This window comes from Lysobacter antibioticus (assembly GCF_000731095.1).
Taxonomy (GTDB): domain Bacteria; phylum Pseudomonadota; class Gammaproteobacteria; order Xanthomonadales; family Xanthomonadaceae; genus Lysobacter; species Lysobacter antibioticus_B.
In genome coordinates this window covers 21,984-28,693 of record NZ_JMTZ01000054.1, presented here as the reverse complement: position 1 = coordinate 28,693, position 6,710 = coordinate 21,984, and the positions used below count along the sequence as shown (strand labels likewise).

Below are 6,710 nucleotides of genomic sequence, written 5' to 3'. Positions count from 1 at the left end.
GGACATCCTTGTCCCGATGAAAAACGGCGCGCATCCCTGCGCGCCGCCCTCCGGGTTTTCGATTGCCTTCGCTAGTGCGTGGCGACGCACAGCAACAGCCAGGCCAAGGGCAAGGGCAAGAGTCAAAGCTAGTACGACAGCATCGGGCAATCGGGCCGCCTCAGCTTGAAGCCCCCCAGCCGCGGCTCACGCCCCTCCCACCCTCAAGCCAAAGCCAGCGACCGACCAACCCCGTATATCGGCCCCACAAGACAAGAACACTCCTTCCAGCATTCATGTCCGAATCCGGCGAGTCCCGCCCCCTCGCCGGTGCTAGCCTTGCTTCATGGACGCCCCCATCACCCCCGCACCGACCGCCTCGCTGCCGCATTGGCGCGTCTGCGAACAGGCACGTTTCAGCCGCGATCCGCGCTTCGACGGCCTGTTCTTCACCGCCGTCACCAGCACCGGCATCTATTGCCGGCCGGTCTGCCCGGCGCCCGCGGCCAAGCGCGAGAACGTGGTCTATTACGGCCATGCCGCGGCCGCGGAAGCCGCCGGTTTCCGGCCCTGTCTGCGCTGTCGTCCGGAGTTATCGCCGGGCGAAGGCGCATGGCGCCGCGGCGACGCCGCGGTGGCGCGTGCGCTCAAGCTGATCGACGAAGGCTTGCTGGCCGATCAGCCGCTGGCCGCCTTGGCCGAACGCGTCGGCGTCGGCGAACGCCAGTTGCGGCGCTTGTTCGTCGAACGCCTCGGCGCGCCGCCGATCGGCGTGCACGGCACGCGGCGGTTGTTGTTCGCCAAGCAACTGCTGACCGAAACCCGTCTGCCGATCACCGAGGTCGCGATGGCCGCCGGCTTCGGCAGCCTGCGCCGTTTCAACACCACGTTCCGCGAGGCCTACCGGATGGCGCCGCGCGATCTGCGCCGGCGCCCGAACGAAAGCCCCGACGGCGACGGCAATACCCTGACTCTGCGCCTGGGCTATCGCCCGCCCTACGACTTCGCGGCGATGCTCGACTTCCTGCGCGGCCGCGCCCTGCCCGGCGTCGAAGTGGTCGACGCGCACAGTTACAGCCGGGTAATCGGGCCGATCGAAGCGCCCGGCTGGCTGCGCGTCAGCGCCTGGCGCGGCGGCGAGCACGCACTGAAGCTCGAACTGCACGGGCCGAAGCCGGCGCGTCTGCTCGAAATCACCAATCGCCTGCGCCGCATGTTCGATCTCGACGCCGATCCGAACGCGATCGCCGCGGCGCTCTCGGTCGATCCGCGCCTCAAGCCCTTGCTGGCGAAACGCCCGGGCCTGCGCCTGCCGAGCGGCTGGGACGGTTTCGAGATCTCGGTGCGCGCAATTCTCGGCCAACAGGTCAGCGTCGCCGCCGCGCGCACCCTGGCGACGCGGCTCGCACAGCAATTCGGCCAGGCCCTGCCCAAGCCCTTCGCCGCCGGCCTCGAACATCTGTTCCCGACGCCGGAAGCCTTGGCCGATGCCGATCTCACCCAGATCGGGCTGACCCGCGCCCGCGCCGATACCGTGCGCACGGTGGCACGCGCCTTGCTCGAAGGCCGGGTCGATTTCCGCGCCGAACGCACCCTCGACGATTTCGTCGCTCGCTGGGTCGCCCTGCCCGGCATCGGCCCGTGGACCGCGCACTACGTCGCGATGCGCGCGCTCGGCCACCCCGATGCGTTCCCGGCCGACGACCTCGTGCTGCAGAAAGCGGTGCCCGAAGACGGCGTGCGGATGAGCGCGAAGGCACTCAACGCGCGCGCCGAAGCCTGGCGTCCGTGGCGGGCCTATGCGGTGATCCACGTCTGGCGCGACAGCATGCCGGTGCCGATCGGTCAGGCTCTCGGCGACACTGCTCAACCGGTCGCGGCACCCGCACGCGCCACGAAGAAACCCCGGAAAGCCGCATGATCACGTTCCAGCACATCGACAGCCCGGTCGGCCAATTGCTGCTCGCCAGCGCCGACGACGGCCTGCGTGTGATCGAGTTCGAAGCGCCCTGGCATCCGGTCAAGCGCGGCGCCGATTGGCACGAGGGCGATAACGGCGTGCTGCTCGAAACACGCAAGCAACTCGGCGAATACTTCGCCGGCACGCGCCAGGAATTCGATCTGCCGCTGGCGCCGCACGGGACGCCGTTCCAATTGCAGGTGTGGCGCACGCTGATGCAGATCCGCTGGGGCGAGACCTGGAGCTATGCGCAGATGGCCCGCCATATCGGCCAACCGACCGCGACGCGTGCGGTCGGCGCGGCCAATGGCCGCAATCCGCTGCCGATCGTGCTGCCCTGCCATCGCGTGATCGGCTCCGACGGCAGCCTGACCGGTTTCGGCGGTGGCTTGCCGACCAAGGAGTTCCTGTTGACCCTCGAAGGCGTGCTGCCTCGACGGGTGCCGATCGACGATCTGTTCGCACCGGCCTGAGCGCGGGCGACCGGCGCTCGCGCAAGACGCCGATCGGAACATCGATCACGGCATCCATCAATCGGCAAGCAAGGCCCGCAAGGTCCGTCCGTAACGCGCGGCGACCGCGTCGCGATCGCGATGACGGCCTTCGGCGACGACCTGGCGGCCGCCGACATGGACCTCGCGCACCAGATTGCGGTTGCCGCTGAACAACCAGCGGTCGATGTAATCCTCATCGGTCGCGCCGGCGAAGGCCGGGGCGTCGCGGTCGAGGGTGAGGAAATCGCCGGCCAGGCTGATCGCATCGAAGCCGGTCGAGCGCTCGGCGCTCGCGACCACGCCGCGCAGCAAGGTCTCGCCGACGCTGGTCGAATGCGTGCCGATCGCGATGTTGCGGCGGCGCGTGATCAGGCGCTGGCCGTATTCGAGCCAACGCAGTTCCTCGACCGGCGATACCGAGATATGCGAATCCGAACCCACGCCCCAGGCGCCGCCGGCGTCGAGGTAATCGCGCAGCGGGAACAGACCGTCGCCGAGATTGGCCTCGGTGGTGGTGCAGATCGCCACGGTCGCGCCGCTGTCGGCGATGCCCTGCACTTCACCGGCATCGAGATGGGTCGCGTGCACCAGGGTCCAACGTTCGTCGACTTCGGCATGATCGAGCAACCAGCGCACCGGCCGCGCCTTGCGAATCGCCAGGCAGTCCTCGACTTCGGCGACCTGTTCGGCGATGTGCACGTGCACGCGGCTGTCGTCCGGCAACGCCGCCAGCACCTCGCGCATCGGCGACGGCGGCACCGCGCGCAGGCTGTGCAGGCAGCAACCGACCTTCAGCAGTTCATCGGACTCGCTGCGCAAGGTGTCGAGCAAACGCAGATAAGCATCGACTTCATGGCCGAAACGGCGCTGGCGCTCGCCGAGCGGGCGTTCGTCGAAACCGCCGGTCATGTACAGCACCGGCAGCAGGGTCATGCGGATGCCGGTTTCGCGCGCGGCCTGGATCAGGGCGCGCGACATCGCCGCCGGGTCGGCATAAGGACGGCCGTCCGGGGCGTGGTGCAGATAGTGGAATTCGCAGACCGTGGTGTAGCCGGCTTCGAGCATCTCGACATAGAGCTGGCTGGCGACCGCGTGCAGCGACTCCGGTGTGAAGCGCCCGGCGAAGCGGTACATGGTCTCGCGCCAGGTCCAGAAACTGTCCCTGGGGTCGCTCTGGCGCTCGGCCATGCCGGCCATCGCGCGCTGGAAGGCATGCGAATGCAGGTTGGCGATACCCGGCACGATGCGTTCGATGATGGTGTCGTCGCGGCGCCAGCCGGCGGGCGTCCAGAGAGCGGCTTGGTCTGAGGTGGTCATGCGCGCATTCTCGCCTGCGCGGGCGCGCGATGCGACCGTCGCGACGCGGCGCGGCGCGGCGCGGCGCGGCGGCCAGGATCGGTTGGCTAAGGTCGGCTGGCTAGGATCGGCTGGCTATGGTCGGCTGGCTGAAATCGGCCGGGCAGAATCGCCCATGTAGAATCGGCCCATGAGCACCGCATCCCATCCTGCCGGCGGCGGCCGCTACGACGGCCTCATCGTCGGCGCCTCGCTGGCCACCCTCGACGCCGCGCAAGGCTACGGCGAGATCGCCGACGCCGCCCTGGCCTGGCGCGACGGCCGCATCGCCCACATCGGCCCGCGCAGCGCGCTCGGCGCCGACCCGGCGAGCTTGGCCGAAAGCGTGATCGAAGCCGACGGCTGGATCACCCCGGGCTTGGTCGACTGCCACACCCACCTGGTCTTCGCCGGCGACCGCGCGCGCGAGTTCGAGCAGCGCCTGCAGGGCGCGAGTTACGAAGAAATCGCCCGCGCCGGCGGCGGCATCGTGTCCAGCGTGCGCGCGACCCGCGCCGCCGACGAAGCCGAATTGCTGCGCCAGTCGCTGCCGCGCGCCCGCGCCCTGCTCGCCGACGGCGCCACCACCCTGGAAATCAAGTCCGGCTACGGCCTGGACTACGACAACGAGCGCAAGATGCTGCGGGTCGCTCGTGCGGTCGGCGATGCCCTCGGCGTCGAGGTGCGCGCGACCTATCTGGCCGCGCATGCCCTGCCGCCCGAGTACGCCGGGCGCGCCGACGATTACATCGACGCGGTCTGCGCGTGGATGCCGCGCCTGCACGCCGAAGGCCTGATCGACGCAGTCGACGCGTTCTGCGAAGGCATCGGCTTCAGCCCCGGGCAGACCCGCCGCGTGTTCGAGGCCGCGCGCTCGCTCGGCCTGCCGGTCAAGCTGCACGCCGACCAGCTCAGCGATCTCGGCGGCGCCGCCCTGGCCGCAAGTTTCGACGGCCTGTCGGCCGATCATGTCGAACACACCTCGCTCGACAGCGTGCGTGCGATGGCCGCGCACGGCACGGTCGCGGTGCTGCTGCCGGGCGCGTTCCATGTCTTGCGCGAGACCAAGCTGCCACCGCTCGACGCCTTCCGCGAACACGGCGTGGCAATGGCGGTGGCGACCGACTGCAACCCCGGCACCTCGCCCTTGCTGTCGATGCGCCAGGCCATGCAGCTGTCGTGCACGCATTTCCGCCTGACCCCGGAAGAAGCCCTGCGCGGCGCGACCGTGCATGCGGCGCGCGCACTCGGCCTGGCCGATCGCGGCGTGCTGCGGGTCGGCGCGCGTGCCGATTTCGTGCAGTGGCGCATCGGCCATCCCTCGGAGCTGTGTTACTGGCTCGGCGGCGGTCTGGCGCAGCGCGTGTTCGCAGGTGGGCGGCGGTTGGTTGATACGATCGGCTAGAGCCGATGCTGATCGCTTTCGCCCGAACCCTTCGACGCAACGATCGGACTGTGCGGTCGCGGCTCGCGCCGCTCCTACCCTTGCAAGCAGCGCAACCGCGTAGCCACGAGCTGGCATCGATGATTCTGCGTATACGCTGCGCCGCCGCAAGGCAGCCGCGGCGCGCTGTTGTAGGCTGGCTGCCCGATGCGGCATTACGCCGTCTTCGCTGCCCACCTGGAGGTACCGTGCGGACCGTTCTCGCTCTTGCCCTGCTCCTGTCGCCGCCTTTCGCGCTCGCCGACCAGCCTCTGAGCGCGGGCCAGCGCTTCGCCCAGGACGCGATCATCGTCGACACCCATATCGACGCGCCGAGCGGACTGCTGCGGCACTGGAACGACCTCGGCGTCGACACGCCCAAGGTCGAGTTCGACTATCCGCGCGCGCGCCAGGGCGGGCTCGACGTCGCCTTCATGTCGATCTACACCTCGCCCGGCGAAGACGCCGCCGGCACCGCGCAGCAGACCGCGCACACCCAGATCGACGCGGTCGAGGCGATGATCGGCCGCCATCCGGACAAGTTCGCCCTGCTGCGTTCGCCGGCCGACCTGGAACGCCTGCACGAACGCGGCCAACGGGTGCTGCTCGCGCTCGGCATGGAGAACGGCGCGCCGATCGGCGACGACCTCGCCCAGCTCGCGCGCTTCCACGGCCGCGGCGTGCGCTACATCACGCTCGCCCATGGCCAGGACAACCGCATCAGCGATTCGTCCTACGACAAGCACCGCAAGTGGAAAGGCCTGAGCCCGTTCGGCGAACAGGTCGTCGACGAAATGAACAGGCTCGGCATTATGGTCGACGTCTCGCATCTGTCCGACGACGCCGTTCTCGACGTGCTCGCGCGCAGCAAGGCGCCGGTGATCGCCAGCCATTCCGGCCTGCGCCATTTCACCCCGGGCTTCGAGCGCAACCTCAGCGACGAGCTCGCCAAGGCGGTCGCGGCGAAGGGCGGCGTGGTCCAGATCGTGTTCGGCAACGCCTTCGTCGACCCGGCCTCGGCGGCCGATACTCAGGGTTATTTCGACGCCAACGCCAAGTTCGAAAAGGAACAGGCCGCCGCCCGCGCACGCGGCGAAACCGTGCAGTCTCAGGAATCCTTCGACCAGGCCTGGGAGAAATCGCACCCGCCGCGCGCGGTCAAAATCGATGCGGTGCTGAACCAGATCGACTACGGCATCAAGCTGCTGGGCGCCGACCATGTCGGCATCGGCTCGGATTTCGACGGCGTCAGCGGCGCCCTGCCGGAAGGCCTGAAGTCGGTCGCCGATTATCCGAATCTGATCGAGGGCCTGAAGGCGCGCGGCCACTCCGACGAAACCATCCGCAAGGTGCTCGGCGGCAATCTGCTGCGGGTGTGGAGTGCGGTCGAGAAGCTGGCGCAGAAGTCGTAAGGCCGGCCGCGAACGCGGGACGTTCGCGGCATCGGCATTCGCGGCGGTTGCATTCGCATCAGTTACATCCGCGCCAGTTACATCTGTGCCAATTACATCTGCGGCAT

General features: G+C 69.0%; 5 protein-coding genes. 4 read left to right on the top strand and 1 reads right to left on the bottom strand.

Features of this window, described 5'->3' with window-relative positions:
* Positions 1-325: 325 nt before the first annotated feature.
* A complete protein-coding gene (locus tag EX88_RS0116085) occupies positions 326-1,900 on the top strand; it encodes a DNA-3-methyladenine glycosylase 2 family protein (protein ID WP_081931096.1) in 1,575 nt (524 codons plus the stop codon).
* Positions 1,900-2,412: a methylated-DNA--[protein]-cysteine S-methyltransferase gene (locus tag EX88_RS0116080; RefSeq protein WP_031373015.1), complete on the top strand. Its 513-nt coding sequence runs from the start codon at positions 1,900-1,902 to the stop codon at positions 2,410-2,412. The genes EX88_RS0116085 and EX88_RS0116080 overlap by 1 nt, the downstream gene beginning before the upstream one ends.
* A 57-nt stretch (positions 2,413-2,469) precedes the next feature.
* Here the strand turns inward: EX88_RS0116080 and EX88_RS0116075 are convergent, their stop codons facing one another.
* Positions 2,470-3,750: a formimidoylglutamate deiminase gene (locus tag EX88_RS0116075; protein WP_081931092.1), complete on the bottom strand. Its 1,281-nt coding sequence runs from the start codon at positions 3,748-3,750 to the stop codon at positions 2,470-2,472.
* 169 nt (positions 3,751-3,919) lie between these two features.
* Between EX88_RS0116075 and hutI the strand changes: the two genes are divergently transcribed.
* Positions 3,920-5,173 (top strand): imidazolonepropionase, encoded by a 1,254-nt coding sequence (hutI, locus tag EX88_RS0116070; protein WP_031373013.1) that lies wholly within the window; start codon positions 3,920-3,922, stop codon positions 5,171-5,173.
* A gap of 227 nt (positions 5,174-5,400) precedes the next feature.
* Positions 5,401-6,603, top strand: coding sequence for a dipeptidase (locus EX88_RS0116065; RefSeq protein ID WP_031373012.1), 1,203 nt, complete (start codon positions 5,401-5,403; stop codon positions 6,601-6,603).
* Positions 6,604-6,710: the final 107 nt, after the last annotated feature.